Genomic DNA, 19,666 nt, shown 5'->3' with positions numbered 1-19,666 from the left:
ATTCGCTGATACTTATTGAACAACTGTTCATTAATGCGAGGGAGGAGATCGCATATGTTCGCGGCTACCATGCAGTTTGATCTGGGCGAGGACGTGAACGCCCTGCGTGAAATGGTTCACCGCTGGGCGCAGGAGCGGGTCAAGCCGATGGCCGCCGAGATTGATGCCTCGAACGCATTCCCCAACGAGCTTTGGAAGGAAATGGGCGACTTGGGGATGTTGGGCATTACGGTGCCCGAGGAATTCGGCGGGGCTGACATGTCTTATCTGGCCCATACCGTGGCCGTAGAGGAGGTCGCTCGGGCGTCGGCTTCGGTCTCGCTGTCTTACGGGGCGCACTCGAACTTGTGCGTCAATCAGATCAAGCTGAACGGGACGGATGAGCAAAAGGCGAAATACCTGCCGCGCCTGATCTCGGGTGAGCATGTGGGCGCGCTGGCGATGTCTGAGGCGTCGGCAGGGTCTGACGTGGTTTCCATGAAATTGCGCGCAGAGAAGCGCAATGATCATTACCGTCTGAACGGAAGCAAATACTGGATCACCAACGGGCCGGACGCCGATACTCTGGTCGTTTACGCCAAGACCGATCCAGAGGCCGGATCGCGCGGAATCACAGCCTTTCTGATCGAGAAAGAGATGACCGGCTTTTCCACCTCACCCCATTTCGACAAGCTGGGGATGCGTGGGTCAAACACAGCGGAACTGATTTTCGAAGACGTTGAAGTGCCGTTTGAAAACGTGCTTGGCGAGGAAGGGAAAGGCGTCGCTGTTCTGATGTCCGGGCTGGACTATGAGCGTGTGGTGCTGGCCGGAATTGGCACCGGCATCATGGCGGCCTGTCTGGACGAAATCATGCCCTATCTGGCCGAACGCAAGCAATTCGGGACGCCTATCGGGAATTTCCAGCTTATGCAGGGCAAGATTGCCGACATGTACACGGCGATGAATTCGGCGCGGGCGTATGTGTATGAGGTGGCCAAGGCCTGCGATCGTGGCGATGTGACCCGTCAGGATGCTGCGGCCTGCTGTCTTTACGCGTCCGAGGCCGCGATGACGCAAGCGCATCAGGCTGTGCAGGCGATGGGCGGGGCCGGGTTCCTGTCGGATTCACCCGTCAGCCGGATTTTCCGCGACGCGAAGCTGATGGAGATCGGCGCGGGCACCAGTGAAATCCGCCGGATGCTTATTGGTCGTGAGCTGATGAGCGAAATGCTCTGACGAAAGAAAACGCCCCGCAGACGAAGTCACTGCGGGGCGTTCCTGAAAAGGATCAGAAGCGATGGACGTAGGAAACGCCGACCAGCCACGGATCGATCTCGGCAGTGCCGATGTCGACGCCGTCCAGCTTGACGTCGGATTCGATGTCGAACCAACGGACGTTCAGACGTACCGCGCCTTTTTCGGTGACCATGTAGTCCAGACCGGCCTGCAGCGAAACGCCAACCGAGTCGTCCAGCTTCAGGTCACCAAGAGGCGAACTTTCGTCAAAGAAAAAGGTGTAGTTGATGCCCGCGCCGACGTAAGGCTTCCACGCGCTGTTGGTGGGGAAGTGATAGTTCAGCGACAGGGTGGGCGGCAAGTGCTTGACGGTTCCGGCGTCAATGCTGCCTCCCAGGGTTACATCATGGCTGAACGGTGTGGCAGCCAGCAATTCAACGCCCAGATTGTCACGAACGAAGTACTCGACAGTGAAGATCGGGCGTGTGTCCGAATCAATTTCGGCGTCGAGGCCAGCAAGTGTTCCATTGTCGGACTTGGGCGAGAGGTAGCCGATACCGAGACCTACAGTCCAGTCACCCTGGGATTGGGCGTAAGCGGGGACAGCCAGCGCAACAAGCGCAGTGGAGAGGGTCAAAGCGGCGAGTTTATTGGTCATTTTACTGCCTTTAGGTTTGTTGATGCTGGCGTTTTGCACGACCGGATCGCTGCCAACTCTGATCTGCATCAAGTTCACGTGATTTGTGGTGGCGACGCAGGTCAAGGAAACCTCAGGAAAACAAGGGGTTTCCGTCATGTGTCCCTCTAGGCGCATACCCGGTTTGTACGCTGATGGAGGCTGGGCGATCCCCGGCCGGTTGAACATGGCGCGGCAATGCCTTTCTCAACCCGACGAGAACACCGCGATTGTTAATCTGACGTCTGGTACGCGTCAGGACATCAATTTTGGAAAACTGGCCCGAATGACAGATGGGGTCGCTGGGCATTTGCGGCAACTGGTGCAACCCGGCGATCGGGTTGGTGTGCTTCTCAGTCAATCACCGTGGTGCGCTGCGGCACATTTGGCTATCTGGAAGATCGGCGCGGTCTCGGTCCCTTTGTTCAAACTGTTCAAACACGACGCGCTTGCCTCTCGGATAGCGGACGCGGGCGTCGAAAGTGTACTGACCGACTACGAGGGCAGCAAAATGCTGGATGGTCTGGCGCGTCCGGTTCAGGTTGACCAGATTCCGTCAACGGACGAGCAAATTCCTTTTGCCGATACGGGTCCTGATGACCCGGCAGTTTTGATCTATACGTCTGGCACCACAGGAAGCCCGAAAGGTGCGCTGCACGGGCACCGGGTTCTGACGGGCCACGTGCCGGGTGTTTCGATTAGCCACAATCACTTGCGTGAAGGCGACTGCCTATGGACGCCTGCTGACTGGGCATGGATTGGCGGGCTGTTTGATGTGTTGATGCCGGGTCTGGCGCTGGGCATCCCGGTGGTCGCGGCACGGCTTGAAAAGTTCACCCCCGAAACCTGCGCCGATGTAGTCGCGCGCGGTGAGGCACGGAACGTGTTCTTTCCCCCCACCGCATTGCGGATGCTAAAAGCGGCGGATCAGAGCATCCCCGGCCTGCGCTCGGTCGCCTCGGGCGGTGAGCCGCTGGGGGCCGAGATGCTGGCATGGGGGCAGCAATCGTTTGGTCTGACGATCAACGAATTCTATGGGCAGACCGAGTGCAATATGGTCGTCTCCTCCTGCGCCGAAGATTTCCCCGTGCGTCCCGGCTGTATCGGTAAACCGGTGCCGGGGCATGAGGTGGCGGTGATCGACGAAGACGGCAACCCAACCAGCGACGAGGGTGACGTGGCCATCCGGCGCGGCTCGGCCTCGATGCTGCTGGAATATTGGAACCGGCCTGAAGAAACGGAGCAGAAATTCCGGGGCGATTGGCTGATCACCGGAGACCGGGGCGTGTGGGAGGGCGACTACCTACGCTTTGTCGGGCGCGATGATGACGTGATCACTTCGGCCGGATACCGCATCGGCCCCGCCGAGATCGAGGATTGCCTGCTGACCCACCCGGCGGTTGCGACGGTGGGTGTGGTGGGTAAGCCCGACAAGCTGCGGACCGAGATCGTGAAGGCCTATGTGGTGCTGAAACCAGAGGCCGAGGCAACCAGCGAGGAGTTGCAGGACTGGGTCAAGGACCGTCTGGCGCAGTATTCCTATCCGCGCGAGGTGGCGTTTCTGGAGGAATTGCCGATGACAGTGACGGGGAAGGTTATTCGGAAGGAATTGAAGCGTCGTGCTAAGTTGGAATTGGAGACCGCGTAAATGAAACTCACATCCAAAGCCATGCCCGCCTCTGAGGGCTTTCGGTCGAACCGCGCAGCGCACTTGGACGCTCTGGCGCAAATCTCAGCCGCTGCCGAAGCCGCCCGAATGGGTGGGGGCGAGAAATCCCGTGCGCGGCATGAATCGCGCGGCAAGATGCTTCCGCGCAGGCGGGTGGCGAACCTGCTCGATCCGGGGTCTCCGTTTCTGGAGATCAGCGCGACGGCGGCGCATGGGATGTATGGCGATGCCGCACCTGCTGCCGGCGTGATCGCGGGCATTGGCAGGGTGCAGGGGCGCGAGGTCATGGTGGTGTGCAACGATGCCACCGTGAAGGGCGGCACTTACTATCCGATGTCGGTCAAAAAACACCTCCGCGCGCAGGAGATCGCCGAGGAAAACCAACTGCCCTGCATCTATCTGGTCGATAGCGGCGGCGCGAACCTGCCTAATCAGGATGAGGTTTTCCCCGACCGCGACCACTTTGGCCGCATCTTCTACAATCAGGCGCGGATGAGCGCCAAGGGGATCGCTCAGATCGCGGTGGTAATGGGGTCGTGTACCGCGGGCGGGGCTTATGTGCCTGCGATGTCGGATGTGACGATCATCGTGAAAGAACAGGGTACGATCTTTCTGGCCGGGCCGCCTCTGGTCAAGGCCGCGACGGGTGAGGTCGTCAGCGCCGAGGATCTGGGCGGTGGCGATGTTCATACGCGCCTGTCTGGTGTGGCGGACTATCTGGCCGAAGATGACGCGCATGCGTTGGCTTTGGCGCGTCGGGCTGTTGGCTCGCTGAACCTGCGCAAGCCGCAGACGGTGGATTGGGCCAACCCCGAAGACCCGGCCTATGATCCCGAGGAAATTCTGGGCGTTGTCCCCGCCGATCTGCGCACGCCCTACGATATCCGCGAGGTGATTGCCCGGCTGGTCGATGGCTCTCGGTTCGACGAATTCAAGCCTCGGTTTGGTGAAACGTTGGTGACCGGGTTTGCCCATGTCAAAGGCTGCCCGGTGGGGATCATTGCCAATAACGGCGTGCTGTTTTCCGAGGCCGCACAGAAGGGCGCGCATTTTGTCGAGCTGTGTTCGCAGCGTCGCATCCCACTGGTGTTTTTGCAGAACATCACCGGGTTCATGGTGGGCCGGAAATACGAAAATGAGGGCATCGCGCGGCATGGGGCCAAGATGGTGACGGCGGTGGCGACGACCTCGGTCCCGAAGATCACGATGCTGGTGGGCGGCTCATTCGGGGCTGGGAACTACGGGATGGCCGGTCGTGCCTATCAGCCACGGTTCCTGTGGACGTGGCCGAACTCGCGCATTTCCGTGATGGGCGGCGAGCAGGCGGCGGGTGTTCTGGCCACAGTCAAACGCGACGGGATCGAACGGCAGGGCGGCTCGTGGTCGGCCGAGGAAGAAGCCGAATTCAAGCGTCCGACGCTGGATATGTTCGAGGAGCAATCGCACCCGCTCTATGCCTCGGCGCGGCTTTGGGATGACGGCATCATCGACCCGCGTAAATCGCGCGATGTGCTGGCCCTGTCGCTGAGCGCTGCGTTGAACGCCCCGATCGAGGAGACACGTTTCGGCGTGTTCAGGATGTGACCGTCATGACCTTAAAGGACGTTTTGACCCGTTATCCCGGTGCGCAAACCTTCAAGTTCGGTGACAGCGCATCGATGAGCGCTGAACTGTTGGGCTTGGTACGCGCAGGTCGGAAAACGGCAACCTGCGGCGCGCTGCGGGATTATCCGGAAGGCAGCGCAGAAACCCCAGTGGTCGGGCGGCGCGATATTGCTCTGGAGTGGGATGGTCGTCCGGCTTTGGTGATCGAGACGCTTGAGGTCACGGTCAGCCGGTTCTGCGATATGACCGAGGCGTTTGCCCTGGCTGAAGGCGAGAACGAAACACTTGAAGGTTGGCGCGAGGATCACCGCCGATACTTCGAGCGCAACGGTGGATTTGACCCAGAGATAGAATTGCTCTGCGAGCGGTTTCGGCTGGTCGAAGATTTGGCGTCGGAGGAGTAAGAAACATGTTCAACAAAATCCTGATTGCCAACCGGGGTGAGATCGCCTGCCGCGTGATGGAAACCGCTCAGAAGTTGGGTGTGGCCTGCGTCGCGGTCTACTCTGACGTGGACGCCTCGGCCAAACATGTGCAGATGGCGGATGAGGCGGTGCATATCGGCGGTGCGGCCCCGGCTGAGAGCTATTTGAAGGGCGATGTGATCATTCAGGCCGCACTGGACACCGGCGCGCAGGCGATCCATCCCGGATATGGTTTTTTGTCCGAGAATCCGGACTTCGTCGATGCGGTTGAGGCGGCTGGATTAACCTTTATTGGCCCCTCGGCCGATGCGATCCGCAAAATGGGTCTCAAAGACGCAGCCAAGGTGTTGATGGAGCAGGCGGGCGTTCCGGTTGTGCCGGGCTATCACGGCGAAAATCAGGACCCCGAGCATCTGGCGGGTGCTGCGGATACCATCGGCTATCCTGTGCTGATCAAAGCGGTCGCGGGCGGCGGCGGCAAGGGGATGCGGCTGGTTGAACAACCCGAGGATTTCACGCAAGCGTTGGACAGCGCGCGCGGCGAGGCGCGCACAGCCTTTGGTAACGATGCCGTGCTGGTCGAGAAGTTCGTCGCCAAGCCGCGCCATATCGAAGTGCAGGTTTTCGGAGATGGGACCCATGCGGTGCATCTGTTCGAGCGCGACTGTTCGTTGCAGAGACGCCATCAAAAGGTGATCGAGGAAGCGCCTGCCCCCGGTATGACGCCTGAAATGCGCGATGCCATGGGTCAGGCGGGTGTCAGGGCGGCCGAGGCGATTGGCTACAAAGGCGCAGGCACGGTTGAATTTATCGTCGATGCTTCGGACGGGCTGCGGCCAGATCGGTTCTGGTTCATGGAAATGAACACGCGCCTGCAGGTCGAGCATCCTGTGACCGAGGCTATTACGGGTGTCGATCTGGTTGAATGGCAACTGCGCGTTGCCTCGGGTGAGACGCTGCCGAAGAAACAACAAGAGCTGTCGATCACCGGCCACGCGTTCGAGGCGCGGCTTTACGCCGAAGATGTGCCCAAGGGGTTCCTGCCTGCGACGGGCAAGCTGACTCACTTGCAGTTCCCGACGGCTTGTCGGGCGGATAGCGGCGTTCGGGCGGGTGATACGATCAGTCCCTGGTACGATCCGATGATCGCCAAGGTCATTGTGCACGGGCCAACACGCCAGATTGCGTTGGAACAGTTGCACCGGGCGTTGTCGCGTACTGAGGTCGCCGGGACCGTGACAAACCTTGGGTTTCTGGGGGCGTTGACGCGACATACCGGATTTGCGGCGGGGGATGTGGATACAGGGCTGATCGGGCGAGACTTGGATGCGTTGATCGAACCGGTTCCGGTTGCGGCGTCCACCTGTGTTTCGGCGGCGATGACGGCACTGGGTCTGGTGGATACGGACGAAGAATGTGGGTTCTCTCTTTGGGCGCCCCTGCATCGGGCGACCCAATTGATGGCCGAGGACGTGATTGATCTGGATGTTCAGGTGGACGGACCGGACCGACAACTTTGGCAGGTCGGGGACAACTCGGTTCTGGCCGAACGAAAAGCCGGGAAATGGATCGTGGGTGGCCAGCCCATGCCGCGCGTTGCCATGGCAGGGTCGAGGATCACGGTTTTCGAGAACTACGGGCAGACGTTCGATGTCGTTGACCCGCTGGACCGAGATGCAAGCGCCGTTGGCGACACAAATGTGATCGAGGCTCCGATGCCCGGATTGGTAAAGGCCATTTTCGCGCAGGTCGGGCAAACCGTGCAGGAAGGCGATCGTCTGGCCATTCTGGAGGCCATGAAGATGGAGCATTCTTTGTTGGCGGCGCGTGACGGCGTGGTTGCCGAAGTGCTCGCCGAAGCTGGCGGGCAGGTCGAGGCCGGTGCCGCTCTGGTCCGGTTGGAGGAGGAATGACCTGTCCCATGCGGACGCAACGTGGCAAGGTCGGGTTCACAGCGGCAATCAGGGAGGGGCGCAGCCATGGGTGATCGGGTTGAAATCTTTGAAGTGGGGCCCCGCGACGGCCTGCAGAATGAAAAGCGGGAAATCCCGGTGGCCGAAAAGATCGCTCTGGTCGATTGTCTGAGCCGTGCCGGGTTCAACCGTATCGAGGTGGCCAGCTTTGTCTCGCCCAAATGGGTGCCGCAGATGGCGGGCAGTGCCGAAGTGCTGGCCGGGATCTCTCGTGCCGATGGTGTGCGCTATGCCGCGCTGACACCGAATATGCGCGGGTACGAAGACGCGCTGGCGGCCAAAGCAGATGAGATTGCCGTATTTGCCTCAGCCTCCGAGGGGTTTTCAAAGGCCAATATCAACGCTTCGATCGCGGAATCCATCGAACGCTTTACCCCGATTCTGGAAGCTGCTCGGCACATTGACCTTCCAGTGCGGGGCTATGTCTCATGCGTGACGGACTGTCCCTATGATGGCCCCACTGATCCCGAGAAAGTGGCAGAGGTTGCGGATACTTTGTTTGCGCTGGGCTGCTACGAAGTGTCTTTGGGGGACACGGTTGGACAGGGCACGCCTGATACCGTCGCACATATGCTGCTGGCGGTGCAAAAGCGGGTGCCGGTAACGCGTTTGGCAGGCCATTTTCACGACACGAACGGACGGGCCATCGACAATATCGACGCTGCGCTTGCCTTGGGTGTGCGCACCTTCGACTCGGCGGTCGGAGGATTGGGAGGGTGCCCCTACGCGCCCGGAGCCGCAGGAAATGTGGCGACAGAAGCAGTTGCGGCGCATCTTGAGCGGCTTGGATACGAAACAGGTGTCGATCCGATCATCGTTGAAGAAGCCGCGGAGATGGCGCGCGCAATGCGCGGGGCGTGAGGGCAGACATGTTTGAAACGATTTCAGTTCAAGTGGACACCCGAGGTGTGGCCTCACTGACGCTTGATCGTGCGGAAAAGCACAACGCGATGTCGGCGCAGATGATTTCCGAACTGACGCAGGCCGCCGAACAGTTGGGCGCTGACCCATCGGTGCGAGTGGTCGTGTTGTCCGGCGCGGGTAAAAGTTTCTGCGCCGGAGGGGATTTGGGATGGATGCAGGACCAGATGGCTGCCGATCCCCAGACCCGCTTTACCGAAGCGCGCAAGTTGGCCGAGATGTTGCAGGCGCTGAACACGTTGTCGAAACCCCTGATCGGAGCAGTTCAGGGCAACGCATTCGGCGGCGGCGTTGGCATGGCGGCGGTGTGTGATGTTGCGATCGGAGTGAAGACAGCAAAGATGGGGCTGACCGAAGCCCGCCTTGGCCTGATTCCCGCAACCATTGGCCCTTATGTCGTTGCCCGTATGGGCGAGGCGCGGGCGCGGCGTGTTTTCATGTCGGCGCGCATCTTCGACGCGACCGAAGCTGTACAACTTGGGTTGCTTGCCAGGGTAGTTGAAGTGGACGCGCTTGCCGAGGCGGTTGAGGCTGAGGTTGCGCCTTATCTGTCCTGTGCGCCGGGTGCCGTGGCCTCGGCCAAAGCGCTGGTTCAAAAGCTGGGGCCACAGATCGACGACGCGGTGATTGATCAAACGATCCGGGCGCTTGTGGACCGCTGGGAAACCGATGAGGCTCACGAGGGAATCAGCGCGTTTTTCAGCAAGAGAAAACCTGTATGGAACACTAAGGTTTAGGTTCCGGCAGGTGCCTAGAGCCAAAAGGGAAATAACCACCAGAATATCCGCCAGGGGAAAGGTATTAATAAGCTCCTGCGCGTTTGTGTTCGGTTGACCCTCTGACCCCGCGCGGATAGAGAATGTCCAGTCAACACGCCAATTGACGGCGCGTCCTTTCGGGACATGCGCAGGAAAGGAGCTATTCGTGGAAGACCTGCTGCGGGAGTACCTCCCGATCCTGGTGTTTCTGGCCGTTGCCGTGGGCCTTGGAATCGTCCTGATTCTGGCTGCTGTGGTTCTGGCGGTCCGCAATCCCGACCCTGAAAAGGTCAGCGCATATGAATGTGGCTTTAACGCCTTTGATGATGCGCGGATGAAGTTCGATGTCCGTTTCTATCTGGTTTCGATTCTTTTCATCATCTTCGATCTGGAAATTGCCTTTCTGTTCCCTTGGGCCGTTGGGTTCAAGGACATCAGCGACGTGGGGTTCTGGTCCATGATGGTGTTTCTGGGCGTTCTGACCATTGGCTTTGCCTATGAATGGAAGAAAGGGGCCTTGGAATGGGAGTGATGACGGGCGCAAATACCGCAGGCGTCGACAAGGAAGTCGCGACCCAAGCCCTGAATGCTGAATTGCAGGACAAAGGCTTTCTGCTGACCTCGACCGAGGACATCATTAACTGGGCGCGCACCGGGTCTTTGCACTGGATGACTTTTGGTCTGGCCTGCTGCGCAGTTGAGATGATGCACACCTCGATGCCGCGTTATGATGCCGAACGGTTCGGCATTGCGCCGCGCGCCTCTCCGCGTCAGTCGGATGTGATGATTGTTGCGGGGACGCTGACCAATAAGATGGCCCCGGCGCTGCGCAAGGTCTACGACCAGATGCCCGAGCCGCGCTATGTGATCTCGATGGGGTCTTGCGCCAATGGTGGCGGGTATTACCACTATTCCTATTCCGTCGTGCGTGGGTGTGACCGCATCGTTCCTGTCGACATTTACGTACCCGGCTGCCCTCCGACGGCCGAGGCGCTTTTGTACGGGCTGATGCAGTTGCAGCGTAAAATCCGCCGCACCGGAACCATCGTGCGCTGAGGAGGGGGCAAATGAGCGAAGCACTCAAAGAACTCGGCATGCAGCTAGAGCTGAAGCGGGCAGACTGTGTTTTGTCCTGGGATGTGACCCATGGCGAACTGAACGTGGACGTGGCTCCGTCGAACCTGGTGGAATTTGTAGAGTTTCTCAGATCGGATCAGAACTGCAAGTTCTCGACCCTCGTGGACATCACGGGCGTGGATTACCCCGAACGCGCCAAGCGGTTCGATGTGGTTTATCACTTCCTGTCGATGTACCAGAACCAGCGTATCCGCCTGCGGGTCTCCATCCGCGAAGAAGACATGGTGCCTTCGATCGTTGACGTTCACCCCTCGGCCAACTGGTTCGAGCGTGAGGTGTTCGACATGTTCGGCATCCTGTTCTCGGGGCATCCGGACTTGCGGCGTATTCTGACCGACTATGGATTTCGTGGCTATCCGCTGCGCAAGGATTTTCCGACCACTGGCTATACCGAAGTGCGATATGACGAGTCGCAAAAGCGCGTGGTCTACGAACCCGTCAGCCTTGTTCAGGAATACCGCCAATTCGATTTCATGTCCCCTTGGGAAGGCGCAAATTACATTTTGCCGGGGGATGAAAAACAGGAGTCGTAGTCATGTTTGAGTTCCTGATCTGGATAGCACTGGTGGTGGCGACGGTCGTTCCGATGATCAAGCTGCTTCCGCATTTCGGGATCAATAAGAACTGGGCGTTTGCATGCATCATCTCTCCGGTGGTGATTGTCCTGCTTTGGATGATGGCGCTGAAGCTGCAAGAGATGGAGCGACGCTGACATGATGGGCGAACTGATAATTTTGGGCGCGCTGGGCGTATTGCTGGCAGGGGCCGCAGCCAAAGCGGCCGAGGCCGAAAAGGTCCGGGTTCGGGCCGAAGCGAAGAAGAAACGAGGGCGTTGATGGACGGCTCAAGATACGATGACGGCAGCACGGACGCGCTGAGCGGAGAACAGAAGATCCGCAACTTTAACATTAACTTCGGCCCGCAACACCCTGCGGCGCATGGAGTTTTGCGTCTTGTGCTTGAGCTGGACGGCGAGATCGTGGAACGCTGCGACCCGCATATCGGCCTGCTGCACCGTGGCACCGAAAAGCTGATGGAAAGCCGGACGTATCTGCAGAATCTGCCGTATTTCGACCGTCTGGACTACGTCGCGCCGATGAATCAGGAACATGCCTGGTGTCTGGCCATTGAGAAACTGACCGGTGTGGAAGTGCCGCGCCGAGGTTCGCTGATCCGGGTTCTGTATTCCGAGATCGGGCGCATCCTGAACCACCTGCTGAACGTGACCACGCAAGCGATGGATGTGGGCGCGCTGACTCCGCCTCTGTGGGGGTTCGAGGAGCGCGAAAAGCTGATGGTGTTCTATGAGCGTGCCTGCGGTGCCCGCCTGCACGCCGCGTATTTCCGCCCCGGTGGTGTACATCAGGACCTGCCGCCCGAGCTGCTGGACGATATCGAGGCATGGAGCCACGAATTCCCCGCCGTTTTGGATGATATCGACGGGCTGCTGACCGAAAACCGCATCTTCAAGCAACGCAACGCCGATATTGGCGTGGTGTCCGAGGATGACATCCAGAAATACGGCTTCTCGGGCGTGATGGTACGCGGCTCGGGTCTGGCATGGGATTTGCGCCGCGCGCAGCCCTACGAATGCTATGACGAGTTCGAGTTCCAGATTCCGGTTGGCAAGAACGGTGATTGTTACGACCGTTACCTTGTTCGCATGGAGGAAATGCGCCAGTCGCTGTCGATCATCCGTCAGGCGATCGCCAAAATCCGCGAATGCCCCGGAGACGTTCTTGCACGAGGCAAGATCACCCCGCCGAAACGCTCGGACATGAAGACCTCGATGGAAAGCCTGATCCATCATTTCAAGCTGTATACCGAAGGCTTCCACGTCCCTGCGGGCGAGGTCTATGCCGCCGTCGAAGCCCCAAAGGGCGAATTCGGCGTTTATCTGGTCGCCGACGGCACCAACAAACCCTACCGCGCAAAGCTGCGCGCGCCGGGCTTCCTGCACCTGCAAGCCATGGATCACGTCGCCAAGGGCCACCAACTGGCCGACGTTGCCGCCATCATTGGCACCATGGACGTCGTATTTGGAGAGATTGACCGCTAATGCTCCGCCGTCTTCACCCCGAACAACCCGAAAGCTTTGTCTTCACCGCAGCCAACCAGCAATGGGCCGAAGCGCAGATCACCAAATACCCCGAGGGTCGTCAGGCCAGTGCGGTGATCCCTCTGCTGTGGCGCGCGCAAGAGCAGGAGGGTTGGCTGTCCCGTCCTGCGATTGAATCTGTCGCCGACATGTTGGGCATGGCCTATATCCGCGTGCTTGAGGTGGCCTCGTTCTACTTCATGTTCCAACTCCAGCCCGTTGGCTCTGTCGCGCATATTCAGGTTTGCGGCACAACGTCCTGCATGATCTGCGGGGCCGAGGATCTGATCGCCGTCTGCAAGGACAAGATTGCAGCGAAACCGCATGAACTGTCCGCCGATGGTAAGCTGAGCTGGGAGGAGGTCGAGTGCCTCGGCTCTTGCACCAACGCGCCGATGGCGCAGATCGGCAAGGACTATTACGAAGACCTGACGGCTGAGAGCTTTGGCAAGATCATCGACGATCTGGTTGCGGGCAAGGTGCCGACACCGGGACCGCAGAATGGGCGCTATGCGGCGGAACCGCTGAGCGGCCTGAGCAGCCTGAACGAATACGAAGCTGGAAAGCCCAAGTACAACGCCAGTGTTGAGATTGCGACCGATCTGGGCGACACGGTCAAGCGTATAGACGGCACCGAAGTCCCGATTCTGACGCCTTGGCTGGGTGCGGATGGCAAGGCGGCCGCGACCAAGGCGGCGCCGAAACCACCGAAAGGGCCTGCGCCAGCGAAACCAGCGGTAAAGCAGGCAGAGGAGGCGAAGGCCAAGGAAGTGCAGCCCGAAACTCTGACGGCAGCACGAGACGGCAAGGCCGACGACCTGAAGTTGTTGAAAGGGGTCGGACCGAAGCTGGAAGAAAAACTGAACGCGCTTGGATTTTTCCACTTTGACCAGATTGCGAGTTGGACACCTGAACAGGTGGCCTGGGTGGACGCGCAACTGAAGTTCAAGGGCCGGATCGAGCGCGATGGCTGGATTGAACAAGCCGCCGAACTCGCTGCTGGCGAGTGAATTTGAAACTGCAAAAAGCGCGGCTTCTGGCGGCGCTTGCGAAAATGGAACAACGGTGCCCATCCGGGGCATCAGGGTGAGATGAACAAGGACAAAGAACAAGCCATAGCCCGCAAGGGACGTCACATAGGCATCGTCATCGCCGTGACGATGTTGTTCTGGCTTGCCATGAACCTGTTCGTTGGCCCGGCCCTGCAACTGACAGCGCGTCATGCGGTGTTGTTTGATCTCGCTGCTCTGGCGGGTTTCATCTATGCGGGCGTCAACATTTTTCAACTCTGGCGCATGCGTCAGGATAGCTGAAGGTAACACGCGATGCTGAAGGATCAGGACCGGATCTTTACCAACATCTACGGGATGCATGAGCGCACATTGCGTGGTGCGCAGGCGCGCGGGCATTGGGACGGCACGGCTGGCCTGATCGAAAAGGGCCGTGACTGGATCATCCAGACGATGAAGGACTCGGGCCTGCGCGGTCGCGGCGGTGCGGGCTTCCCGACTGGCCTGAAATGGTCGTTCATGCCCAAAGAAAGCGACGGACGCCCGGCCTATCTGGTTGTAAACGCAGATGAATCCGAACCGGGCACCTGCAAGGACCGCGAGATCATGCGCCATGATCCGCATACGCTGATCGAAGGGTGCCTGATCGCCTCTTTCGCGATGAATGCGCATGCTTGCTATATCTACCTGCGCGGTGAGTATATCCGCGAGCGCGAGGCGCTGCAGGCCGCGATTGACGAAGCCTATGACGCCGGGCTGCTGGGCAAGAACGCCGCTGGCTCGGGCTGGGATTTCGACCTGTTCCTGCATCACGGCGCGGGAGCGTATATCTGCGGCGAAGAAACCGCGCTGATCGAAAGTCTTGAGGGTAAGAAGGGTATGCCGCGGATGAAGCCTCCGTTCCCTGCGGGAGCTGGCCTCTATGGTTGCCCGACCACAGTGAACAACGTGGAATCCATCGCGGTTGTGCCTACCATCTTGCGCCGTGGCGCGGACTGGTTTGCCGGTTTTGGCCGTCAGAACAACGCTGGCACCAAACTGTTCGCGATTTCAGGCCATGTGAACAACCCTTGTGTGGTCGAAGAGGCGATGTCGATCTCGTTCGAGGAGCTGATCGAAACCCATTGCGGCGGTATTCGCGGTGGCTGGGACAATCTGCTGGCGGTCATTCCGGGTGGCTCGTCTGTGCCGTGTGTGCGGGGCGAGAACATGCGCGATGCGATCATGGATTTCGACTATCTGCGCAACGATCTTGGCTCGGGCCTTGGGACGGCGGCGGTGATTGTGATGGACAAGTCCACTGATATCATCAAGGCCATCTGGCGGCTGTCGAAGTTCTACAAACACGAAAGCTGTGGTCAGTGTACGCCGTGCCGCGAGGGTACAGGCTGGATGATGCGCGTTATGGACCGTCTGGTTCGGGGCGAGGCTGAACTGGAAGAGATCGACATGTTGTTCGACGTGACCAAACAGGTCGAAGGTCACACGATCTGCGCCCTGGGGGATGCCGCCGCATGGCCGATCCAAGGGCTGATCCGCAACTTCCGCGAAGAGATTGAAGATCGCATCAAGGCTCAGAAATCGGGTCGTTTGGGTGCGATGGCAGCGGAGTAGAGGGCATGGACGTTTTTGCAGAATACGGTCACGCAGTCGCGTCGGTGATGGTTTTCACTCTTGCCGTGCTGTTCTTGGCACCGTTCACGGCATTGGCCAAGCAGGGTAAAGGGCTGGCTCCGGGTGCCTCGCCCGAGCAGGATTATGAGGACCGGGCCTATCGCCTGAACCGCGCCTATTTGAACGGAACCGAAACGCTGCCAGCTTATGCAGCGGTTACATTCGCTGCGATATTGATGAGTGTCAGCCCGTTCTGGGTGAACCTGCTGGCGTCGATTGCGCTGTTGGCGCGCCTAGCGATGCTGTTTGTTCACATCCGCGGAATTGGCAAACCTTACAGTGGGTTGCGATCGGTTCTTTATGTGGTTGGCTGGGCGTGTATGTTCGTCACGGCAATTCTGGCGTTGGTGGCCGCGTTCTAATGGTATTGCGAGACGATCATCTGGCTTCCCGGTCTTACCGAACGGCACCGCATGCCCGGGTTCTTGGCGCGTTGGCCGCCCTGGTATTCGTGTCCTCGTGTGGATTGGTCACGCCGTCCTCTGACCGCGTGGTTTTTGACGGTCAGTACTTTCGCGCAAAGGCAAAAGTCGTCGACAAGAAAGTGTCGCTTACCGATTTTACCGTGGTGGTGAACGGGGTGTCTGCTTCGCTTGACGGAGCACGTGAGGCTGGGCGCTACGAGGGAACCAAGTTCTGTATCGCGAATTTTGGCTCGTCTCGGATTGATTGGAAAGTCGGGCCGGATACGGATCCGCAGAACCTACGCATCAGTGATGACAAGCTGACGTTTGCCGGAAAGTGCCTGCGCCCATGAAGCGCACTTTCGCATATCAAGCCTTTATGCGCGCCAGAGGTTTCGGGCTTTCCGAGCAGTTTGGCGTCGTGCGGCTGGGTGCGAAATTGCTTGTCGCAACGCTTTTGCTGACTTTCCCGGACTTGGCGCAGGCCAAAGCGCCTTTGCGCGATGTCAAAGAGATCGACAACGAACTTTACTACATCGCTATCGCAAACGAGATTTCGGAGATTTGCCCGACGATCACCGGACGTCGGCTGAAGGCGATAGGCGTGATGTGGAACCTCCGGTCCAAAGCAAACAAACTGGGGTATTCGGATAAGGAAATCCGAGAGTACGTGGAGTCTGGCGCTGAAAAAGCCCGGATGCGCGCCAAGGGCGAGGCGTATCTGGCGCAAAACGGTGCGTCCTACGAAAACCCCAAATCCTTCTGCGCGTTGGGCAAGAAGGAAATCGATAGAAACAGCGCCATTGGCGTGTATTTGAGGGCGAACTGAAAGCCATGTCTGACCTCCGCAAGATTAATATCGACGGGCAGGAAATCGAAGTCGATGGTGCGATGACCCTGATCCAAGCTTGTGAGCAAGCCGGGGTCGAGGTGCCGCGTTTCTGTTACCACGAGCGTCTGTCGATCGCCGGGAACTGCCGGATGTGTTTGGTTGAGGTTGTAGGGGGGCCACCGAAGCCTGCGGCGTCTTGCGCGATGCAGGTGCGTGATCTGCGACCGGGACCGGAGGGTCAGCCGCCTGTGGTCAAGACGAACTCGCCCATGGTCAAGAAGGCCCGCGAAGGGGTGATGGAGTTTTTGCTGATCAACCACCCTCTGGATTGCCCGATCTGCGATCAGGGTGGTGAGTGTGATCTGCAGGATCAGGCGATGGCTTATGGTCTGTCGGGTACACGCTTCAAGGAAGCGAAGCGCGCCGTTGACGATCTGGACCTGGGTCCGCTGGTCGGCACGGCGATGACGCGCTGCATAAGCTGCACCCGCTGCGTGCGCTTTACCACCGAGGTCGCCGGGATCACCCAGATGGGCCAGACGGGGCGTGGCGAAGATGCCGAGATCACCTCGTACCTGAACCAGACGCTGGACTCGAACCTGCAGGGCAACATTATTGATCTGTGCCCTGTTGGGGCGCTGACCTCAAAGCCTTATGCCTTTACCGCTCGTCCGTGGGAACTGACCAAGACTGAGAGCATCGACGTCATGGACGCTCTGGGTTCGAACATCCGAGTGGATACGAAAGGGCGCGAGGTGATGCGCTTTCTTCCGCGCAACCATGACGGCGTGAATGAGGAGTGGATTAGCGACAAGACCCGTTTCGTCTGGGACGGGCTGCGCCGCCAGCGTCTGGATAAGCCCTATGTGCGCGAAAACGGCAAGTTGCGTCCGGCCACGTGGCCCGAAGCGCTGACCAAAGCCGCCGAAGCACTTAAAGGTGCTGAAAAGCCCGCCGGTATCGTAGGCGATCTGGCTCCGGTCGAGGCAATCTTTGCGCTTAAGCAGATGATCGAAGGGCAGGGCGGTGTCGTCGAATGTCGTACCGACGGGTCCAAGCTGCCTGCGGGCAATCGTGGTGCTTATGCCGGGACTGCTGCCATCGAAGATATCGACACGGCCGAGCGTATCCTGTTGATCGGAACCAACCCTCGGGACGAAGCTCCGGTTCTGAATGCGCGCATCCGTAAGGCTTGGGCGCACGGGGCCGAGGTTGCCTTGGTCGGTCCGGCTGCGGATTTGACCTATGACTATCACCACATGGGCGATGACCGTGCCGCGCTGCAAAAAGTCCTTGATATGGGTGGTGATGACGAGATCAAGGCCAAACGCTCGTTGGTCGTCGTTGGGCAGGGCGCATTGCAAGAGGCAGACGGTGCAGCGGTTTTGGCCGCTGCGCAGACGATAGCCGCCAAAACAGAAAGCGGACTGATCATTCTGCACACAGCCGCGTCGCGCGTGGGCGCGATGGATGTGGCGGCCACCAACGAAGGCGGTATGGACGCAATCAGCGCCGCAGACGTGATCTATAATCTCGGTGCAGACGAGGTTGAGATCGGCGAAGGCGCCTTTGTAATTTATCAGGGCAGCCACGGTGATCGCGGCGCTCATCGCGCGGATGTGATCTTGCCGGGTGCCGCTTATACAGAAGAAAACGGCCTGTTTGTGAACACCGAAGGGCGACCGCAACTGGCGATGCGCGCGGGGTTTGCTCCGGGTGAGGCCAAGGAAAACTGGGCCATTTTGCGTGCTCTGTCCGCGGAACTTGGCGCTACGCTTCCATTCGACTCGTTGGCGCAACTCCGCAGCGCGTTGATCGAAGCTGTGCCGCACCTCGCTCAGATCGACCAGGTGATCGAAAACGAGGTTCAGCCGTTTGAGGCCGGTCCGCTGGGGAAAGCGACTTTCCGGAGCGCGGTCAAGGACTTCTACCTGACCAACCCGGTCGCGCGCGCCTCTCAGCTGATGGCCGAGCTGTCAGCGCAGGCGCAGGCCCGCAAATCCGAAAAGATTGCGGCCGAATGAACCAGAACCTTTTCATATCGCACTCGCGCGCGGCCGCCTTGTGGCAGGTACCTGCGTCCGAATTGCGTTTGAAGCGAAAGAATAAGGGTGGCGCAATGGCAGTAGATGCTGTTTACACCAACGCGCCGACCCAGCCGCGAAACGCGCAGGCATCTGGCCTTTGCGTCACGCGCGGAAAACGGAATACCCACGGTGTGAGGACCAATGGCTGATTTCTTTAACACCCCAGGCGGAATAGCCATCATCATTCTGGCGCAAGTGCTTGCCGTTGTTGCCTTTGTGATGATCTCGCTCTTGTTCCTCGTCTACGGAGACCGCAAAATCTGGGCCGCTGTCCAGATGCGGCGCGGGCCCAACGTGGTCGGTGCCTATGGCCTGCTGCAATCGGTGGCGGATGCGCTGAAATATGTGGTCAAAGAGGTCGTGATCCCGGCCGGTGCAGACCGCACGGTCTTTATCCTGGCACCGCTGACCTCTTTCGTGCTGGCGATGATCGCCTGGGCGGTGATCCCGTTCAACGACGGCTGGGTTCTGTCCGATCTGAACGTCGCGATCCTCTATGTCTTCGCCGTGTCATCGCTGGAAGTTTATGGCGTGATCATGGGTGGTTGGGCGTCGAACTCAAAGTACCCGTTTCTTGGATCGCTGCGCTCGGCCGCTCAGATGATTTCTTACGAGGTTTCAATCGGTCTGATCATCATCGGCATCATCATCTCGACCGGCTCGATGAACTTTGGCGATATCGTGCGTGCGCAGGATGGCTCGTTCGGGTTCTTTAGCTGGTACTGGCTGCCACACTTCCCGATGGTTTTCCTGTTCTTCATCTCGGCCTTGGCCGAAACCAACCGCCCGCCGTTTGACTTGCCCGAAGCGGAATCGGAACTGGTCGCGGGCTATCAGGTCGAATATTCGGCCACGCCCTTCCTGCTGTTCATGGCCGGTGAATACATCGCCATCTTCCTGATGTGCGCGCTGACCTCGCTGCTGTTCTTCGGCGGCTGGCTGTCGCCGATCCCGGGCCTGCCAGATGGCGTGTTGTGGATGGTCGCGAAGATGGCGTTCTTCTTCTTCCTGTTTGCGATGGTCAAGGCGATCACGCCTCGCTACCGCTATGACCAGTTGATGCGGTTGGGCTGGAAAGTGTTCCTGCCGTTCAGCTTGGTCTGGGTGGTGTTCGTGGCCTTCGCTGCAAGGTTTGACTGGTTCTGGGGCGCGTTCGCCCGTTGGAGCGTAGGAGGCTGA

General features: G+C 59.3%; 21 protein-coding genes and 1 pseudogene. 21 read left to right on the top strand and 1 reads right to left on the bottom strand.

The genetic code is table 11. From position 1 onward, the window contains the following. The first annotated feature begins 54 nt into the window (after positions 1-54). Complete coding sequence (locus tag ACR0LH_RS07825; protein ID WP_170384271.1) at positions 55-1,218, top strand: isovaleryl-CoA dehydrogenase; 1,164 nt, start codon at positions 55-57, stop codon at positions 1,216-1,218. Positions 1,219-1,270: 52 nt separating this feature from the next. On the opposite strand, the gene ACR0LH_RS07820 is transcribed toward ACR0LH_RS07825, so the two are convergent. After that, on the bottom strand, positions 1,271-1,876 hold the full coding sequence (locus tag ACR0LH_RS07820; RefSeq protein WP_170384986.1) for an OmpW family outer membrane protein: 606 nt from the start codon (positions 1,874-1,876) through the stop codon (positions 1,271-1,273). Positions 1,877-2,012: 136 nt separating this feature from the next. Between ACR0LH_RS07820 and ACR0LH_RS07815 the strand changes: the two genes are divergently transcribed. The 20 genes and pseudogenes from ACR0LH_RS07815 (at position 2,013) to nuoH (ending at position 19,666) form a co-directional block, all read left to right on the top strand. Beyond that, entirely contained in the window at positions 2,013-3,542 is a 1,530-nt protein-coding gene (locus ACR0LH_RS07815) for an AMP-binding protein (RefSeq protein WP_480720391.1), read from the top strand. Continuing rightward, positions 3,543-5,147 carry a carboxyl transferase domain-containing protein gene (locus ACR0LH_RS07810; RefSeq protein WP_480720390.1) on the top strand — a complete coding sequence of 535 codons (1,605 nt, stop codon included), beginning with the start codon at positions 3,543-3,545 and terminating at the stop codon, positions 5,145-5,147. 5 nt (positions 5,148-5,152) lie between these two features. Then, complete coding sequence (locus ACR0LH_RS07805) at positions 5,153-5,572, top strand: ASCH domain-containing protein (RefSeq protein ID WP_480720389.1); 420 nt, start codon at positions 5,153-5,155, stop codon at positions 5,570-5,572. A 5-nt stretch (positions 5,573-5,577) separates the two neighbouring features. Beyond that, positions 5,578-7,506: an acetyl/propionyl/methylcrotonyl-CoA carboxylase subunit alpha gene (locus tag ACR0LH_RS07800; protein ID WP_480720388.1), complete on the top strand. Its 1,929-nt coding sequence runs from the start codon at positions 5,578-5,580 to the stop codon at positions 7,504-7,506. A 66-nt stretch (positions 7,507-7,572) separates the two neighbouring features. Further along, positions 7,573-8,427, top strand: a complete 855-nt coding sequence (locus ACR0LH_RS07795; protein WP_480720387.1) for a hydroxymethylglutaryl-CoA lyase — start codon at positions 7,573-7,575, stop codon at positions 8,425-8,427. A gap of 8 nt (positions 8,428-8,435) precedes the next feature. Next, the gene (locus tag ACR0LH_RS07790) at positions 8,436-9,224 is read left to right on the top strand and encodes a crotonase/enoyl-CoA hydratase family protein (RefSeq protein ID WP_480720386.1); all 789 of its coding nucleotides are present in this window, start codon (positions 8,436-8,438) and stop codon (positions 9,222-9,224) included. A gap of 187 nt (positions 9,225-9,411) precedes the next feature. Further along, positions 9,412-9,777: an NADH-quinone oxidoreductase subunit A gene (locus ACR0LH_RS07785; protein WP_050602775.1), complete on the top strand. Its 366-nt coding sequence runs from the start codon at positions 9,412-9,414 to the stop codon at positions 9,775-9,777. After that, a complete protein-coding gene (locus ACR0LH_RS07780) occupies positions 9,768-10,301 on the top strand; it encodes a NuoB/complex I 20 kDa subunit family protein (RefSeq protein WP_037307875.1) in 534 nt (177 codons plus the stop codon). The genes ACR0LH_RS07785 and ACR0LH_RS07780 overlap by 10 nt, the downstream gene beginning before the upstream one ends. An 11-nt stretch (positions 10,302-10,312) precedes the next feature. Beyond that, complete coding sequence (locus ACR0LH_RS07775) at positions 10,313-10,915, top strand: NADH-quinone oxidoreductase subunit C (protein WP_170384257.1); 603 nt, start codon at positions 10,313-10,315, stop codon at positions 10,913-10,915. A 2-nt stretch (positions 10,916-10,917) separates the two neighbouring features. After that, complete coding sequence (locus tag ACR0LH_RS07770) at positions 10,918-11,094, top strand: hypothetical protein (protein ID WP_170384255.1); 177 nt, start codon at positions 10,918-10,920, stop codon at positions 11,092-11,094. A gap of 1 nt (position 11,095) precedes the next feature. After that, positions 11,096-11,218, top strand: a complete 123-nt coding sequence (locus tag ACR0LH_RS07765) for a hypothetical protein (protein ID WP_257599041.1) — start codon at positions 11,096-11,098, stop codon at positions 11,216-11,218. Next, on the top strand, positions 11,218-12,441 hold the full coding sequence (locus tag ACR0LH_RS07760) for an NADH-quinone oxidoreductase subunit D (RefSeq protein WP_170384253.1): 1,224 nt from the start codon (positions 11,218-11,220) through the stop codon (positions 12,439-12,441). The genes ACR0LH_RS07765 and ACR0LH_RS07760 overlap by 1 nt, the downstream gene beginning before the upstream one ends. Beyond that, positions 12,441-13,575, top strand: a pseudogene (gene nuoE / locus ACR0LH_RS07755) (NADH-quinone oxidoreductase subunit NuoE). Before ACR0LH_RS07760 ends, nuoE begins: the two are co-directional and overlap by 1 nt. After that, positions 13,572-13,793, top strand: coding sequence for a DUF5337 domain-containing protein (locus tag ACR0LH_RS07750; RefSeq protein ID WP_170384982.1), 222 nt, complete (start codon positions 13,572-13,574; stop codon positions 13,791-13,793). The pseudogene nuoE and the gene ACR0LH_RS07750 overlap by 4 nt, the downstream one beginning before the upstream one ends. Before the next feature lie 12 nt (positions 13,794-13,805). Beyond that, complete coding sequence (gene nuoF, locus ACR0LH_RS07745) at positions 13,806-15,104, top strand: NADH-quinone oxidoreductase subunit NuoF (RefSeq protein WP_170483801.1); 1,299 nt, start codon at positions 13,806-13,808, stop codon at positions 15,102-15,104. A 5-nt stretch (positions 15,105-15,109) separates the two neighbouring features. Next, entirely contained in the window at positions 15,110-15,526 is a 417-nt protein-coding gene (locus ACR0LH_RS07740; RefSeq protein ID WP_170548818.1) for an MAPEG family protein, read from the top strand. Then, positions 15,526-15,921, top strand: coding sequence for a hypothetical protein (locus tag ACR0LH_RS07735; protein ID WP_480681150.1), 396 nt, complete (start codon positions 15,526-15,528; stop codon positions 15,919-15,921). Before ACR0LH_RS07740 ends, ACR0LH_RS07735 begins: the two co-directional genes overlap by 1 nt. After that, positions 15,918-16,397 (top strand): DUF5333 domain-containing protein, encoded by a 480-nt coding sequence (locus ACR0LH_RS07730; RefSeq protein ID WP_480720384.1) that lies wholly within the window; start codon positions 15,918-15,920, stop codon positions 16,395-16,397. Before ACR0LH_RS07735 ends, ACR0LH_RS07730 begins: the two co-directional genes overlap by 4 nt. A gap of 5 nt (positions 16,398-16,402) precedes the next feature. Beyond that, positions 16,403-18,424 (top strand): NADH-quinone oxidoreductase subunit NuoG, encoded by a 2,022-nt coding sequence (gene nuoG, locus ACR0LH_RS07725; RefSeq protein WP_480720383.1) that lies wholly within the window; start codon positions 16,403-16,405, stop codon positions 18,422-18,424. Positions 18,425-18,628: 204 nt separating this feature from the next. After that, complete coding sequence (gene nuoH, locus ACR0LH_RS07720; protein ID WP_170384241.1) at positions 18,629-19,666, top strand: NADH-quinone oxidoreductase subunit NuoH; 1,038 nt, start codon at positions 18,629-18,631, stop codon at positions 19,664-19,666.

This window comes from Ruegeria sp. CL6, from assembly GCF_056536465.1.
The sequence above is the reverse complement of the archived record's forward strand: the minus strand, read 5'-3'. Positions and strand labels throughout refer to the sequence as shown.

Bases quoted from the DNA above. Each gene is read 5' to 3' on its own strand.
- ACR0LH_RS07825 (WP_170384271.1), top strand. From the start codon at position 55: ATGTTCGCGGCTACCATGCAGTTTGATCTGGGCGAGGACGTGAACGCC.
- ACR0LH_RS07820 (WP_170384986.1), bottom strand. From the start codon at position 1,876: ATGACCAATAAACTCGCCGCTTTGACCCTCTCCACTGCGCTTGTTGCG.
- ACR0LH_RS07815 (WP_480720391.1), top strand. From the start codon at position 2,013: ATGTGTCCCTCTAGGCGCATACCCGGTTTGTACGCTGATGGAGGCTGG.
- ACR0LH_RS07810 (WP_480720390.1), top strand. From the start codon at position 3,543: ATGAAACTCACATCCAAAGCCATGCCCGCCTCTGAGGGCTTTCGGTCG.
- ACR0LH_RS07805 (WP_480720389.1), top strand. From the start codon at position 5,153: ATGACCTTAAAGGACGTTTTGACCCGTTATCCCGGTGCGCAAACCTTC.
- ACR0LH_RS07800 (WP_480720388.1), top strand. From the start codon at position 5,578: ATGTTCAACAAAATCCTGATTGCCAACCGGGGTGAGATCGCCTGCCGC.
- ACR0LH_RS07795 (WP_480720387.1), top strand. From the start codon at position 7,573: ATGGGTGATCGGGTTGAAATCTTTGAAGTGGGGCCCCGCGACGGCCTG.
- ACR0LH_RS07790 (WP_480720386.1), top strand. From the start codon at position 8,436: ATGTTTGAAACGATTTCAGTTCAAGTGGACACCCGAGGTGTGGCCTCA.
- ACR0LH_RS07780 (WP_037307875.1), top strand. From the start codon at position 9,768: ATGGGAGTGATGACGGGCGCAAATACCGCAGGCGTCGACAAGGAAGTC.
- ACR0LH_RS07775 (WP_170384257.1), top strand. From the start codon at position 10,313: ATGAGCGAAGCACTCAAAGAACTCGGCATGCAGCTAGAGCTGAAGCGG.
- ACR0LH_RS07770 (WP_170384255.1), top strand. From the start codon at position 10,918: ATGTTTGAGTTCCTGATCTGGATAGCACTGGTGGTGGCGACGGTCGTT.
- ACR0LH_RS07765 (WP_257599041.1), top strand. From the start codon at position 11,096: ATGATGGGCGAACTGATAATTTTGGGCGCGCTGGGCGTATTGCTGGCA.
- ACR0LH_RS07760 (WP_170384253.1), top strand. From the start codon at position 11,218: ATGGACGGCTCAAGATACGATGACGGCAGCACGGACGCGCTGAGCGGA.
- ACR0LH_RS07750 (WP_170384982.1), top strand. From the start codon at position 13,572: ATGAACAAGGACAAAGAACAAGCCATAGCCCGCAAGGGACGTCACATA.
- nuoF (WP_170483801.1), top strand. From the start codon at position 13,806: ATGCTGAAGGATCAGGACCGGATCTTTACCAACATCTACGGGATGCAT.
- ACR0LH_RS07740 (WP_170548818.1), top strand. From the start codon at position 15,110: ATGGACGTTTTTGCAGAATACGGTCACGCAGTCGCGTCGGTGATGGTT.
- ACR0LH_RS07735 (WP_480681150.1), top strand. From the start codon at position 15,526: ATGGTATTGCGAGACGATCATCTGGCTTCCCGGTCTTACCGAACGGCA.
- ACR0LH_RS07730 (WP_480720384.1), top strand. From the start codon at position 15,918: ATGAAGCGCACTTTCGCATATCAAGCCTTTATGCGCGCCAGAGGTTTC.
- nuoG (WP_480720383.1), top strand. From the start codon at position 16,403: ATGTCTGACCTCCGCAAGATTAATATCGACGGGCAGGAAATCGAAGTC.
- nuoH (WP_170384241.1), top strand. From the start codon at position 18,629: ATGGCTGATTTCTTTAACACCCCAGGCGGAATAGCCATCATCATTCTG.